The organism is Ruegeria sp. YTSA072 (assembly GCF_059610285.1).
In genome coordinates, this window is the sequence record NZ_JBXWNI010000001.1 from 506,884 (window position 1) to 519,395 (window position 12,512).

12 protein-coding genes are annotated in these 12,512 nt (G+C 56.9%); 4 read left to right on the plus strand and 8 right to left on the minus strand.

Annotation, left to right across the window (positions count from 1 at the left end; translation table 11 throughout):
• Nucleotides 1–3: 3 nt before the first annotated feature.
• The 7 genes from AC2FIB_RS02430 to guaA form a co-directional block, all read right to left on the minus strand.
• Nucleotides 4–996, minus strand: a complete 993-nt coding sequence (locus tag AC2FIB_RS02430) for an alpha/beta fold hydrolase (protein ID WP_496733103.1) — start codon at nt 994–996, stop codon at nt 4–6.
• On the minus strand, nt 947–1,864 hold the full coding sequence (metA, locus tag AC2FIB_RS02435) for a homoserine O-acetyltransferase MetA (RefSeq protein WP_058271457.1): 918 nt from the start codon (nt 1,862–1,864) through the stop codon (nt 947–949). The genes AC2FIB_RS02430 and metA overlap by 50 nt, the downstream gene beginning before the upstream one ends.
• Before the next feature lie 39 nt (nt 1,865–1,903).
• Nucleotides 1,904–2,776: an ATPase gene (locus AC2FIB_RS02440; protein WP_496733104.1), complete on the minus strand. Its 873-nt coding sequence runs from the start codon at nt 2,774–2,776 to the stop codon at nt 1,904–1,906.
• Nucleotides 2,777–2,825: 49 nt separating this feature from the next.
• Nucleotides 2,826–3,722: a DMT family transporter gene (locus AC2FIB_RS02445; RefSeq protein WP_496733105.1), complete on the minus strand. Its 897-nt coding sequence runs from the start codon at nt 3,720–3,722 to the stop codon at nt 2,826–2,828.
• Nucleotides 3,723–3,826: 104 nt separating this feature from the next.
• Nucleotides 3,827–4,954: an OmpP1/FadL family transporter gene (locus AC2FIB_RS02450; protein ID WP_496841692.1), complete on the minus strand. Its 1,128-nt coding sequence runs from the start codon at nt 4,952–4,954 to the stop codon at nt 3,827–3,829.
• A gap of 121 nt (nt 4,955–5,075) precedes the next feature.
• Nucleotides 5,076–5,981, minus strand: coding sequence for a DMT family transporter (locus AC2FIB_RS02455; protein WP_496733107.1), 906 nt, complete (start codon nt 5,979–5,981; stop codon nt 5,076–5,078).
• Nucleotides 5,982–6,078: 97 nt separating this feature from the next.
• Nucleotides 6,079–7,638 (minus strand): glutamine-hydrolyzing GMP synthase, encoded by a 1,560-nt coding sequence (gene guaA / locus AC2FIB_RS02460; protein WP_496733108.1) that lies wholly within the window; start codon nt 7,636–7,638, stop codon nt 6,079–6,081.
• A 91-nt stretch (nt 7,639–7,729) separates the two neighbouring features.
• Here guaA and AC2FIB_RS02465 point away from each other — a divergent pair, with 91 nt between their 5' ends.
• Together AC2FIB_RS02465 and AC2FIB_RS02470 are read left to right on the plus strand one after the other, a co-directional pair.
• Nucleotides 7,730–8,170 carry a GNAT family N-acetyltransferase gene (locus AC2FIB_RS02465; RefSeq protein WP_496841693.1) on the plus strand — a complete coding sequence of 147 codons (441 nt, stop codon included), beginning with the start codon at nt 7,730–7,732 and terminating at the stop codon, nt 8,168–8,170.
• Nucleotides 8,171–8,303: 133 nt separating this feature from the next.
• Nucleotides 8,304–9,848: a trimethylamine methyltransferase family protein gene (locus AC2FIB_RS02470; RefSeq protein WP_496733110.1), complete on the plus strand. Its 1,545-nt coding sequence runs from the start codon at nt 8,304–8,306 to the stop codon at nt 9,846–9,848.
• Here AC2FIB_RS02470 and AC2FIB_RS02475 read toward each other — a convergent pair whose 3' ends face one another.
• The gene (locus AC2FIB_RS02475; RefSeq protein ID WP_108859085.1) at nt 9,849–10,148 is read right to left on the minus strand and encodes a DUF6477 family protein; all 300 of its coding nucleotides are present in this window, start codon (nt 10,146–10,148) and stop codon (nt 9,849–9,851) included. It abuts the gene before it with no gap.
• Between the two features lie 240 nt (nt 10,149–10,388).
• On the opposite strand from AC2FIB_RS02475, the gene AC2FIB_RS02480 reads away from it, so the two are divergent.
• A complete protein-coding gene (locus AC2FIB_RS02480) occupies nt 10,389–11,498 on the plus strand; it encodes a DUF6456 domain-containing protein (RefSeq protein ID WP_496738831.1) in 1,110 nt (369 codons plus the stop codon).
• Nucleotides 11,499–11,550: 52 nt separating this feature from the next.
• Nucleotides 11,551–12,474 (plus strand): hydrogen peroxide-inducible genes activator, encoded by a 924-nt coding sequence (locus AC2FIB_RS02485; RefSeq protein WP_496841694.1) that lies wholly within the window; start codon nt 11,551–11,553, stop codon nt 12,472–12,474.
• Nucleotides 12,475–12,512: the final 38 nt, after the last annotated feature.

The window sequence follows — 12,512 nt, forward strand, 5'->3', positions numbered from 1 at the left end:
GGTTTAACGCAAACCCGCTCGGTCGGCCGCGCGGTCGATTGCTGAGGCAACCTCGGGGGCGGCCACAACCTGCGGCATGTGACCAATACCCGGAAGCTCGATCAGTTCCGCGTCGGGGATTTGGTCGACCAGTTGTTCTGCATGCCAGGCAAACTTGACAGTGGTGTCAGCCGTTCCGTGAACAACTTCGGTCGGTACGGAAATTTCCCCATAGCGGGGTTGCAGGGCGCGAACCTCGTCCAGCAGGTTGGCCCGCTGCTTGGCGTTGGCATGCATCGAGGCGCGTCGCATCGTCAGGCCGGGGCCGAAATGCTGAGCATACCCTGCGGGTGCCGTCTGCGGGGCAAAGACTTTGTCCAGCGCTTGTTCCACGTACCATTCAGGGACAAATGCGGTGATCAGGGGCAGGGCCAGCGTATTGCCCGCCTCAGTCGACGCTAGCTTGTTGAAACCGTCCAGCGGCGTCTCCCACGGGATTGCAGCCGGTGCGATCAAAACAAGGGCAGAAATGTTGTCGGGCCGGGTGACCGCCCAAGCCAGCGATACGGACCCGCCATAGCTTTGCCCTGCAACAATGGGTTTTACCGCGCCCAACTTTGCAGCGGCCTTTTGCAGGATTAACGCTTGTTCTTCAATGGTTTCTCCGTCCGGATTGAAGCTGTCGCTATAGCCCAGACCGGGTCGGTCGAACACGATCACACGGAAGTTCTCGGCCAGGATCGGTGCAAGAGCAAAAGTCATGTCACGGGTATTACCGCTGGATCCGTGAATCAGAACCACATCGGGGCCGTCGCCCATGATCACCGCATGGACGGCGATACCGTCGACCATCACTATTTTACCCTCAAGAGGGAAACGAGCCTCAGCCGCAACTTCGTTCTGTGCTGCGCGCCAGACGGTCAGCAGGATCAGACCCGATAGAACGAGGCCAAGGAATATAAGAACTTTAATGACCAACGTCTTCCATGTTGAACGGTGTGGACTGGTAAATCTCATTGATCCAGTTGCCGTACAGAAGATGCGCATGGCTGCGCCATCGGTTTTGCGGCGGTTGTGATGGATCGTCGTCTGGATAGTAGTTCATCGGCACGTTGATGGGGGTCCCGTTCGAGACATCGCGATCATATTCCTGCTTCAACGTATCGCTGTCATATTCGAAATGGTTAAAGATATAGATCGCACGATGCGAGGGGTCCTCGACCAGACAGGGGCCGACCTCATCGCTTCCCAACAATGTCGTCAGGCCAGGCGCGCTGTTGATCTCAGATTGGTTCATTGTGGTCCAGCGGCTGACAGGGATCACGCAATCATCGGAAAAACCGCGTAAAAACGGGGAAGAAGGAGCCAGATTCTGGTGCCGATAGCAACCAAACGCCTTGGCATCGAGCGCCTGTTTGTCGATGCCGTGGAAATGGTTGATCATCGCCATTCCACCCCAGCAAACGCCAAAGGTGGAATGGACGTTTGTCTGAGTCCACTCAAAAACCTCAGTCATCTCGTCCCAATAGGTGACGTCATCGAACTCCAGATGCTCGATCGGCGCGCCCGTGATGATCAGGCCGTCGAATTTCTGGTCCTTTACCTCTTGGAACGGTTGGTAGAACTCGGCCATGTGATCGGCGGCGGTGTTCCTGGTACGATGCTCGGTCATGCGGATCAGCGACAGGTCGATCTGCAGAGGCGTGGCACCAATCAGACGCGCGAACTGGTTTTCGGTCTGAATCTTCTTGGGCATCAGATTCAGCAACCCGATCCGCAAGGGGCGGATGTCCTGACGCATTGCCTGATCCGCAGCCATGACCATGACGCCCTCTTTGGTGAGAACGTCGTAAGCGGGCAGGTCGGAAGGGATCTTGATCGGCATCAGGTGCAAGCCTTTGGAGTTACTGTGTAGAGGCGGTAATTAAGCCCGGTTTGTCCGGGTCTCAAGGGTGCGTTCGATCAACTCATCGAAATCACCCGCATCGCGGACCTTGTGCATGTCGTCAGCGGTGACTGTGACACCCCAATTGTCCGCCATGGCCTGATAGCGCGGTTGGCGGTGCGCCAGTGCGCGGGCATAGGTCCAGCGGATAAAGGCGTCCGGGTCGACGTCCTCGGGAGCGTAACCATGTTCGGTGAGGTATTCGTCCCAGACCCGGGTCAGAAACTCTGCCTGATAGGACATCGGCTTGGGGGCCTTATCGAAACGGCGGATCAGTTCTGCAGTGTGATCCTCATCGCCCTTAATCCAGATCATCAGAGTTTGGCGGGACAGCTCGGACAAGACATGATCAGCCGGGTCCTCAGGATCGACCCATTCGCAAATTGACCCGCCGGTATCGCAGATGAAGTTCGGGTATTGATACAAACGCTTGGCGCGGTCGATGAAATACTCGGTGTCCAGCAGGGCGTGGATCTCTGCGAGGCGGAATTGTTCTTGCCGACGACGATATTCAGTCAGTTCCAAGCCACCCAGTTCCGGGTTTCCCGGTTTGCCCAGATAGGTTGCAACCGGTGTCAGATTTTCGAACGATATATTCGAGCCGATATAGATCGAATCCGACAGCAACAGGTCGCGCAGGAATGGAACTTTCATCGCCTCGGCTTTGGCGTTGTCGATGATGTATTCGCCCATGTACCGGGTGCCGATGCGGTAATCGATCGAGTAGTGGAACCAGTCCCCGGAATCGCGCAGCACGTTCGACACATAGGTCTTGCCCAGCCCCGACATGCCGAAGAACAGCACTTTTTTCCGGGCCGCTTCGCGCCAGTCCTTTGCCGAGCTGTAGATCATTGTCCGCTGTCCCTTTTTCTGACCTAGCTAAAACGGGCAGGGGGCGGCGTCAATCACGCGAGCGGGACCAGTTCAAAATCAATAGCCCGACTGCCAGCACAGCAAAGCCCAAAAAGGCCTGCGGCGGTAGGGTTTCGTCGCGCACCAGTGTGCCTAAAACGATGGCGACTGGCGGTATGACAAGCGTTACTAACATCAGGTTTCCGGCCCCGGCCATGGCAAGAACGCGGTAGTACAGCAAGTACGCTCCGGCTGTTGCGATCAGGGCGTAATAGGCAATGGCCGCCCACGTGATCGCCGGCAAGTTCAAAACGGGAAGCCCGTCGACCACGAGGGAAACAGGCAAAATCAGAATGGTTGAGCCGGTCAGCATACCGGCAGCGGCAACTATGGGAGACAAGCCAGACAACTTGATTCTGGCCCAGGCGCTGGCCAACGCGTAAGAAACTGTTCCGGCGATGATTGCCAGTTGGGCAACGCTTTGAAGGTTGAAAGTCGCGAAATTCTTAAGGCCAATTGCAATTGCTACACCCAGAAATCCCAGGCCGACGCCCACACCACGAGCAAGGGTCAACCTCTCGTCCTTGAACAACATAGCGGCGATCAGGACGCCGAAGACGGCGGTTGCTGCATTCAGGATCGAGGTCAGGCCAGTTTCAATATAAAGCTGCCCCCAAGCCATAAGCGAGAAGGGGATGGCATTGTTCAACAACCCCATCATCAAGAATGCGCCCCAGATACGCGGACTGGTGGGAACGCTCAGCTTTTTGACCCAGACAACGATCCACAGCGCCAGCATCGCCCAGAAAACGCGGTGCAGAACCGAGGTCATGACCGGGATCGTGTCCAATGCGACGCGGATCGCGATAAAGGATGCGCCCCAGATCACGCCCAGAAGCAACAGTTCGGCCCAAGCCCTTGGAGACAGGTGTTTTTGAGGTTCCATAGCCCGTTCTCGCATTCCCCAAGGCGATGTTCGACCCGAAACTTGCGCAAAGAAAAACCCCGCCGAAAGTGGCGGGGTTTTTGTAGTTGGTTCGGTAGGCGGGATCAGTTCAGCGTGTAAGTGAGCTGCAGGCCGACGCTCCATGCCGAGTTGCCCGAGAATTCGCCACCTGTTGTGGTGGTCGCGTCTCCGATGTCGGTATAGCGGATGCCGCCAGAAATCTGAGCCTGCTCGAAAGTGTATGTACCACCTACGCCAAGGCTCCAGAAACCGTCGGTGGGGCCGAGGTTCGAAACAGCAGAACCCGAGGACGTTTCATAGCCCGCAGAGATCGCGCCAGCAAACTCTTCGGTGAACTTGTAGCCAAGACCCAGTGTGTAGGTGAAGGTGTCGTCCGCGTAATCAACCAGGTTCTGTTGTGCAGCGGCAGTATAAACGGGCGGTGCCAGAACTGTCTGCGGCCAGTCAACCCAGCGGATCGAGCCGAACAGCAGCGTTTTTGGTGCCACACCGGTCTGGAAGTCCAGGTTCACCGATTGAGGCGTCACAACCTCGGTTTCGGTCTGTGCGGTCACAAGCGGTGCGGGGACGGGCGGTGGTCTTCGGTTGATGGACTCCGTCGAGTCGAAATCGTGCGTGATTTTAGAGTTGTAGGTCAGTGCGACACGTGCCGCGATTTCGGGACGTTCCCATGCGACGCCTACGACGTAACCGAAGTCAACCTCAGAGCCGGATTCAAATTCGTAACCGGCAACAACCGGGACAGCAACCGTTGCCTTGGCTCGCTGTGCGCGAATACCGCCGATTGCGCTGAAGCCGCCATCGAACTTGTAACGCACCAGGGCAGTAATCGCATCAACATCCGCTTTAGCGCGCAAAACGTCGGTGCGACCACCAAAAGCGGCCAAGGGGTTCTGCGACAAAGGATAGTTCGACGGGTACTCGACATCGGCACCGTACGGTTCATCATAGATGAGAGCAAAGTCCAACTGATCGGTAAACGAATGCTTGTATGCCAGGTGTGGTGTCCAGAAGCTTTTGGCGATGTTTCCGGAATCAACACCGTTCTGCTCACCGCTCACGTCGGGGTTTGCGTAACCCAAACGGAACTGAACAACAGAACCTTCCTCAAACAGAATGTTGACGCCCTGGCCGCTGCGATCAAGACCGCCGGCGTAAGCCCCGGTCGCGCCAATGCACACCGCGCACGCCTGTAGAAGCGCTTTTTTCATTAGTTCCTCCCTCTAGGTCTCCTGAAGGTCAGCGCCTGTTGAACTGTGGTGCGGACTGACCTGCATTGTGGTGCTCGTTATTTTCTTGAGCTTTACCTTATCGTCAACTGGTGACCGTGCGTTACTTGTGTTGAGTGTCGCGTAGAGGTGTTGCCAAACTGTTACGATTCTCGGCGTGAACGTTTAGGAAGATACCTGCGAAAATTACCGCAGCGCCTAATAGGGTCCATTGGTCCAGCGGTTCGTGATACAGAACCATGCCGACCACGGCGATTGTGGGTAGGCGGGCAAAGTCAAACGGCACCACCACGGTAGCCGGGGCGATGGCAAGCGCGTTTGTGATGCAGTAATGCGCCAGCAGCCCGGCCAGTCCCACCAGCAACAAAAACGGAGCTGTGCTTGCCGAGGGCAGGGTGATTTGTCCGTCGATACCCGATGCGATCAGCCCCAGTACGGCTTGCATAACTGTCAGCCAGAACATGATGCATCCGATGCTGGCAAAACGAGTGAGGGACTTTGTCGATATCGTTGTTAAGGCAAAGAAAACAGCGGACATAGCAGCGGTCATCACACCTGCACTGAGAGGCACGGTGCCCGGCCGGGCGACCAGAAGAATTCCAGCAAAGCCAATCAGCGCAGATAACATGCGCACGGTCGTCAAGCGCTCTTTCAACAAAAGCGGAGACAGCAGTATGACCCATATCGGTTGCGTGAATTCCAGCGCAAAAACCTGCGCCAACGGAATGACGCTGACCGCATAAAACCAGAGGTTTTGCCCGGTGAAATGCAATACGTTCCGGATTCCGTGCAAGCCGATCCGTTCAGTCGAAACCTGGTGCCACTTTCGCGTCAGAGTCAGGATCAGGGCGACCACGCAGATGCCGACGAGGCTGCGGTAGAACATGATCTCGAACGTGTCGTGGGTCACGCTCAGTTCACGGCCCGCGATTGCCATGGACGAGAAAGAGGCAATCGCCCCGGTCATCCAGAGCGCTGCCTTGCCGATCTGTGGTCTGGCCGTTTCCATCCGGGCGCCTGTAGATTTTGGTTATACCAAATTGATTGCTATCGATTTTTTCACGGCGTGAAAAACAAAAAAGCCGGGACTGAGCCCGGCTTTCGCATTATTCCCACTCGATGGTTCCGGGTGGTTTTGATGTGATGTCATAGGTGCATCTGTTGATGCCTTTGACCTCGTTGATGATCCGTGTGGCCGTTTCGCCTAAAAACTCATGGCTGAACGGGTAATAGTCTGCGGTCATGCCATCCACCGATGTCACCGCGCGCAGGGCACAAGCGTAGTCGTAGGTGCGACCGTCGCCCATAACGCCAACAGTACGCACGGGCAGGATGGCAACAAAGGCTTGCCAGATGTCATCGTACAAACCGTGCTTGCGAATCTGGTCGATATAGACCGCATCCGCTTCGCGCAGGATATCCAGCTTTTCACGGGTGATCTCACCGGGGCAGCGAATCGCCAGACCGGGACCGGGGAAGGGGTGGCGGCCGATAAAGCTCTGGGGCAGGCCCAACTCGCGACCCAGCGCGCGGACCTCGTCCTTGAACAGCTCGCGCAGCGGCTCGACCAGTTTCAGGCCCATCTTTTCGGGCAGGCCACCAACGTTGTGGTGCGATTTGATCGTGACCGAGGGGCCGCCCGAGAATGACACCGATTCAATCACGTCGGGATACAGCGTGCCTTGCGCCAGGAATTCGGCGCCGTCGATCGTGTCAGCGTGTTTCTGGAATACGTCGATGAACAGCTTGCCAATGATCTTGCGTTTGGTTTCGGGGTCGCTTTGACCTTCGAGTTCACCAAGGAACAGATCGCTTTCGTTCGCGTGGATCAGCTGGATGTTGTAATTATCGCGGAACATGCCGACGACTTCTTCGGCCTCGTTTTTGCGAAGCAAGCCATGGTCCACGAATACACAGGTCAGCTGATCGCCGATTGCCTCGTGGATCAGGATCGCCGCGACCGAGCTGTCGACACCGCCGGACAGACCGCAAATAACCTTTTTGTCGCCGACCTGCTCGCGGATCTTTTTGATCATTTGTTCGCGATAGGCACCCATGGTCCAATCGCCCTTGAACCCGGCGAGTTTGACGAAATTCTCATACAGCTTTGCACCTTTGGGTGTGTGGTGCACTTCGGGGTGGAACTGAACCGCATAGAAATGACGGTCGCTGTCCGCTGTAATCGCGAAAGGTGCGTTTGGCGAGGTGCCGTAAACAGTGAAGCCGGGCGCGATTTCGCTGACATGGTCGCCGTGGCTCATCCAGACCTGCTCGTCACCGTCCGAAAACCAGCCTTCCAAAATATCCAGCTTTGCCTGCGGGGTAACAAACGCACGCCCGAACTCGGCCGTGCCGTGTCCGCTTTCAACTTTGCCGCCCAGCTGGTGCATCATCACCTGTTGGCCGTAACAGATACCAAGGATTGGAACGCCGTAATCAAAGATCTCTTGCGGTACACGGGGCGAACCCTCACGTGTCACGCTGTCAGGACCGCCCGAGAATATCACGGCCTTGGGGGCCATTTCCCGCACGAAGTCCATTGTGACTTTTTGATAGGGGTGGATTTCGCAATAGACATTCAGCTCGCGCAGGCGGCGCGCAATAAGCTGCGTAACCTGGCTGCCGAAGTCGATGATCAGAAGGCGGTCATGGGTGTCTTGGGTCATGGTTGGCTATTAGGTCGCAAGCCTTGCATGTGCAAGCGCTATGACGTCATTTGTGCAATTGAGCCTCAGGATAATACAGAAAGAGCGCGAGATGCCCGAGATCAAACTACGCCGCGCAAGTGCTGCTGATACCGAAGCCGTCACAACCTGTATTGCAGCGGCCTATGCGGATGCACTTCGCGATATTCCTGATCTGCCCGATGTCACGGACGGCGTTGGCGACGATATCGTCGCGCATCAGGCCTGGGTTGCCACGCAGGATGAAGACATCGTCGGGTTTATTGTTTTTGACCAGGTCGATTCTGCGGTGATGATCTTTAACCTTGCCGTATCGCCAAAGGCACAAGGGGCAGGGTTGGCGAGGCGGTTAATCGGAATAGCTGAACAAGAAGCCAACGGAACGGGCGCCACTAAGCTCAGGTTGCGAACGCACAAATTGATGCGAGCGACAGTCTCCATGTATCACTACTTGGGCTGGCACGAGAAAGAGGTGAGCGGAAAGACCATCCTGATGGAGAAGGAACTTTCCTGATCAGAGCAAGTGCCTGACGGTTTTGGTTTATGCAGATGTCGCTTTTCCCCCTATAGCGCCGTAAATTAGATGCATTGCGCCAAATGCTTGCTGTAACAAACTGATCAAACCAACCAATAGACGGGATCTTCTCATGGCAGAGGCAAACACCCGGCGTCGGGCAAGAGGTGGCGGTGGCGCCGCCCGCCGGGCCGAACGTACCGCGGTTCGCATCGAAACGGCGAAATACATCGAACGGAATATTCCGAACTTCGAGGTTCTCAACGAAGAAGCGTTGGAGATCATCGAAACCAATGCGGAAACCATTCTGGCCGAAGTCGGCGTGAACTTTGTCGACAACCCAGCCGCGTTGCAGCGCTGGAAAGATGTCGGCGCCGATGTCGATGGTGAACGCGTCCGCATTCCGCGCGGTTTGGCGCGTCAGCTGATCAAAACAGCGCCCAGCGAATTCACCCAGCATGCCCGTAACCCCGAGAAATCGGTTGTCATCGGTGGCCGCAATCTGGTTCTGGCCCCGGTGTACGGCCCACCCTTTGTGCGGGACGCCCAAGGTGGCCGTCGCTATGCGAACATGGAAGATTTCAACAAGTTCGTTAAACTGGCGTATATGTCCAAGTGGTTGCACCATTCGGGCGGGACCGTGTGCGAGCCGACAGATATTCCGGTGAACAAGCGTCACCTTGACATGCTGATGGCGCACATGACCTTGTCGGACAAGCCGTTCATGGGCTCGGTCACCGATCCCAGCCGTGCGCAGGATTCGGTTGAAATGTGCGAGATTCTGTTCGGCAAAGAGTTCGTTCAGGAAAACACAGTGATGACCTCGCTGACCAACATCAACTCGCCGATGACCTTCGACGACGTGATGATGGGCGCGCTGGAAGTTTATGCGAAGAACAATCAGGCCTGCATCATCTCGCCCTTTATCGTGGGTGGTGCGATGGCGCCGGTATCGATTGCAGGGACATTAACGCAGGTTCTGGCCGAAGTTCTGGCTGGTGTCGCGTATAGCCAGATCATCCGTCCGGGTGCGCCTGCGATTTTCGGTGCCTTTGTGTCATCGATCGATATGAACTCTGGCGCGCCGACATTTGGTACGCCCGAGGCATCGATGGTTACCTACGGTGCGGGCCAGCTGGCGCGACGTCTGAACCTGCCGTTCCGCTCGGCCGGGTCGTTCTGCGGCTCGAAATTGCCTGATGCACAGGCGGCTTATGAGACCGCAAACTCGTTGAATATGGGGCTGATGGCTGGCGTGAACTTCATGCTGCATTCCTGCGGCTGGCTTGAAGGCGGTCTTGTTGCAGACTTCGAAAAGTTCGTCATGGATGCCGACCAGTTGGGCGTTCTGCATGGTCTGGCCAAGGGCGTGGCCTATGATGAAAACGCGCAGGCGATGGATGCGATCCGCGAAGTTGGCCCGGGCGGTCACTATCTGGGCTGTGCCCATACGCAGGCGAATTTTAAAGAAGCGTTCTGGAAGTCCGAGGTCCTGGATTACAAACCCTTTGAGACCTGGGAAGACGAAGGCGGGCGCGACACACGCCAATTGGCCACGTCGCGGGTCGAGCATCTGCTGGCCAATTACCAGCAACCGCAACTCGACCCCGCCGTCAACGAAGCATTGAACGCATACGTGGTGGAAAAGAAAGCATCCATGCCGGATGCCTTCACCTGATCATTGATATTGCGCGGCGCGACTGGCTTTGAACAGTTGCGCCTCGCCCAACAGCGCGATCAGCAGGTCCAGATGGCGGACCAGCGAATAGGCGGCGTCTTCGGCCAGCCTTTGGGCGTTAACCTCTCGTTCCAATTCCAACAGACGAACCAGCGCAGATCCTGTGCCGGGCAGTGATCCGTATCCCAGAACACGCTGAAGATGCCGATCCCGATCATACTCCTGCGCCCCAATTTTTGCGGCCCGAGCCAACAGGCGTGGGCGGCGGAGCGTTGTAATCATGGTCATCAGGTCCTGCATTTCGGTGATCCCTTGGTTGAACAGAAGATAGCCATTTGTCACACAACCTAAGCGAGTGGTGCCTTGTGCAGGTTCTCTCCGAACTCTGACTTCATGAGTGTTTATGATTTTGAATCAAATCTGGTCGTTGTTTCTCCCGGTTAACGAACGAGTAACGAAAGCGGCTCTAGTTAGGATTGGTTAACACATTCACCGGGGGCGATTGAGAACCGATTGTTTTGTCGACGAGGGCAAGTGACTATGCAAGAAAACATGGCTTTCACCATTCCGGCGTGGGTGCCTGAAGGGGCGCAGAGATACCTGGCGCATACCGAAACCGGTCAATCGATCCGCGACATCGCGCGATCCGTGGGGTGCCATGCGTCAACCATACTCAGACAGATCCGACGTATTGAAATGCGCCGGGACGATCCGTTGGTGGATGCTGCGCTGCAAGCACTGGCAGAGGTCCATTTCACGGATCAACAAGGGCGCGCTGGGTCCTTGAACGAGCCTTTGGGGATTCAAGTCAACGATGCAGCAAGCAAGGACGATGAGTTTAACCGCGAAGCTCTTCGAATACTGCGTCGCCTTTGCGAAACCGGCGCGGTTCTGGCTGTGGCGGAAGAGATGGACAAGGCTGTGGTCGTTCGGGACACCGGCGACAGCGGGACCGCAAGAACTGCGGTCGTCGATTGCACGATTGCGCAAGCGCTGGCTCTGAATGATTGGATATCCTGCGATAATCCCGGACGTATTTCCCGGTATCGCATCTCTTCCGCTGGGCGGTCGGCCTTAAGCCAACTGATCGCCGAGGCCGAGAACAAAGCCCGCGCCAGAAACGAGTTCGGCATGGCCGAGGCGCAATCGCCGTTTCAGGCGCATGGCGAACAAAGACAGGACAGGTCGTCGCACGGCGCCAGACGTATTCGGTACAGTGCTGCCGAAAGTCCGCTGATCGCGTTGGCGCGCAGGCGGGACAAGGACGGAAAGCCCTTTCTCGACGAAACTCTGGTCGGCGCTGGCGAACGGCTACGCGAAGACTTTGAACTGTCGCAGATCGGTCCGCAGGTTGCCCAAAACTGGGATCACTTTCTAACGGCCGGGGGGCGGGGAAGTTTCGCAAATGGAACGTATGCAGGCCAGGGATCGTCAGACGCGCGCGCTCGGGTTGAACGTGCCCTGTCGGATCTGGGACCGGGGCTAAGCGACGTGGCACTGCGGTGCTGCTGTTACCTTGAGGGGCTCGAATTAGCCGAAAAACGCATGGGGTGGTCGGCGCGTTCCGGGAAGATCGTATTGCGCATCGCCCTGCAACGCCTCAAGCGCCATTACGAAGATCAGGCAGAGAAAACTCGCCTGATTGGATAGAAATCCCATAATTCGCAGTTGAGGTTTCAGGGGGTAGTGATAGGAATTGCCTATGAATTTTACCCTCAGACAGCTTCAGTATTTCAATGCGGTGGCGGATCAGCGCAATTTTGGCCGTGCGGCGCAGGTCTGCCATGTTTCGCAGCCAGCGCTGTCGGTTCAAATCAAAGCGTTGGAAGAAACGTTGGGCGGCCCGCTGTTCGAACGTCAGGCGCGTGACATCCTGCTGACGCCATTGGGGCGCGACGTGCTGGACTACGCCCGTCAGGTGCTAGGCGCGGCAGACAGGCTGGACCAGTTCGCAAAGGATCATTCCGTTGGGCATCGGTCTTTGGCGATTGGAATCATCCCGACGATTGCGCCTTATCTTTTGCCTGGTGTGCTTGCCGGACTGCGCACAGCCGACGTCTCCTTACGGGTGCAGATCCGCGAGGCCCGGACCGAGCGCTTGCTGGCGATGCTGCGGGCCGGGGAAATCGATGCCGGTGTGATGGCCTTGCCGGCCGGTGGCAGAGAATTGTTCGAATTGCCGCTTTTCGAGGATCGCTTTCTGCTTGCCGGAAGCGCGGGGCGCCTTGGGACAGTACACTCAGACCCGGATGCCTTGCGCCCGGTGGATCTGCAGACCGCGCAGTTGATGTTGCTGGATGACGGACATTGCCTGACGGATCAGGCTCTTGAGGTCTGTGGTCAGGACAGAAGCAGCGGTTTGATCAATATGGGGGCGTCCTCATTGGCCACCCTGTCGCGACTGGTTGCGGAAGGGTTTGGTCTGACACTCATGCCTGAACTCGCGGCGCGCTCGGAAACCGAAGCTGTTCCGGGGCTCAAGCTCATGCGGTTCGGGGCACCGCAGCCTGCGCGGATGGTGGGGTTGGTCCGGCGCCTTTCGACGGGACATGAAGACTGGTTCGACAGTCTTGCGGAAGTCATCCGGCGTGTTGGCGATGATATCGTAACCGCGACCCGCCATTAAAAAAGGCCCGCCAGAGGCGAGCCTTTGATACGTCAGCC

Coding starts and splice junctions, on each gene's coding strand:
- AC2FIB_RS02475 (WP_108859085.1), bottom strand. CDS start 10,148: ATGCAGGACCTGATGACCATGATTACAACGCTCCGCCGCCCACGCCTG.
- AC2FIB_RS02465 (WP_496841693.1), top strand. CDS start 7,730: ATGCCCGAGATCAAACTACGCCGCGCAAGTGCTGCTGATACCGAAGCC.
- AC2FIB_RS02480 (WP_496738831.1), top strand. CDS start 10,389: ATGCAAGAAAACATGGCTTTCACCATTCCGGCGTGGGTGCCTGAAGGG.
- AC2FIB_RS02455 (WP_496733107.1), bottom strand. CDS start 5,981: ATGGAAACGGCCAGACCACAGATCGGCAAGGCAGCGCTCTGGATGACC.
- AC2FIB_RS02470 (WP_496733110.1), top strand. CDS start 8,304: ATGGCAGAGGCAAACACCCGGCGTCGGGCAAGAGGTGGCGGTGGCGCC.
- AC2FIB_RS02440 (WP_496733104.1), bottom strand. CDS start 2,776: ATGATCTACAGCTCGGCAAAGGACTGGCGCGAAGCGGCCCGGAAAAAA.
- metA (WP_058271457.1), bottom strand. CDS start 1,864: ATGCCGATCAAGATCCCTTCCGACCTGCCCGCTTACGACGTTCTCACC.
- AC2FIB_RS02430 (WP_496733103.1), bottom strand. CDS start 996: ATGAGATTTACCAGTCCACACCGTTCAACATGGAAGACGTTGGTCATT.
- AC2FIB_RS02450 (WP_496841692.1), bottom strand. CDS start 4,954: ATGAAAAAAGCGCTTCTACAGGCGTGCGCGGTGTGCATTGGCGCGACC.
- AC2FIB_RS02445 (WP_496733105.1), bottom strand. CDS start 3,722: ATGGAACCTCAAAAACACCTGTCTCCAAGGGCTTGGGCCGAACTGTTG.
- guaA (WP_496733108.1), bottom strand. CDS start 7,638: ATGACCCAAGACACCCATGACCGCCTTCTGATCATCGACTTCGGCAGC.
- AC2FIB_RS02485 (WP_496841694.1), top strand. CDS start 11,551: ATGAATTTTACCCTCAGACAGCTTCAGTATTTCAATGCGGTGGCGGAT.